At 57.6% G+C, this 842-nt stretch carries 1 protein-coding gene; it reads right to left on the minus strand.

What is annotated here, in order from left to right; all coding sequences use genetic code 11:
• The coding region (locus tag ALO64_RS10400) for an IS91 family transposase (RefSeq protein ID WP_054991710.1) at nt 1-842 on the minus strand (842 nt) is incomplete at both ends.

Raw genomic sequence — 842 nt, forward strand, 5'->3', positions numbered from 1 at the left:
CCCAAGGTTCTGGAATACGTCAAGAACGCTTTGCTCATCTGCGCAAAATACAGTTTTTGCGCTTTGCCACGCCTTCCCATGCGTAGCGCCTCATACACCCGGGGTAGCTGTCGGCCACAGACGCGGTTGGCCAGAAATCCCAAATACCGGATCATCCGAAAGTGCTTCTCCGGGATGTGCTGCACCACCCGGCGCAGCATGTCGGTCTGGCTCAGCGTTTCCTGCTGATAGGTCTTGGTGCGGTGATCCAGGTAGGTGAAGCTCAACGTGGCTCCGGAGGTGTAGTGCGCCAGACGACTGCCCGAGATGGGCGGTTTTTTCAGGTAGCGGCCCAGGTAATTGACGGTCTTTCGGCCGTTTTTCGTCTTCTTCGACAAGTGTATGTGCCAGTGCTGACCACCGGCGTTGAGCACAAGGTGACGCCAGTCATTTTCGCTCTGCAGATGAGCGTTTTCAGGTGGGACGGTGGTGTGCTCCCACTGACTGAGCAGGTACTGGCGTACATTCCACATCCAGCGTCGACGCAAGGCTGATGGATGAAACGACAGATCTTTCCAGACACCTGCGTCATCGATTCCACCCAAGGTGACCGAGACATGGATGTGTGGGTGCCAGTTAAGTCGCCGGCCGTAGGTGTGGATGGCGCAGAAAACACCCACCTCCACGCCCCGGCGTCGGCCCGCATAGAGCAGGTTGTCGACGGCCAGGCGACACAAGGCATCGAGCCAGTGACGGTTATGAAAGAACAGCGGCCACAGGGTGTCAGGCAATGTGAACACCAGGTGTTGCCAGGTACACTCGGGTAAGCGGTGCTGTTGATTGGCGATCCACTGATCGGTAGC

This window comes from Pseudomonas meliae (assembly GCF_001400515.1).
Classification (GTDB): Bacteria; Pseudomonadota; Gammaproteobacteria; order Pseudomonadales; family Pseudomonadaceae; genus Aquipseudomonas; species Aquipseudomonas amygdali.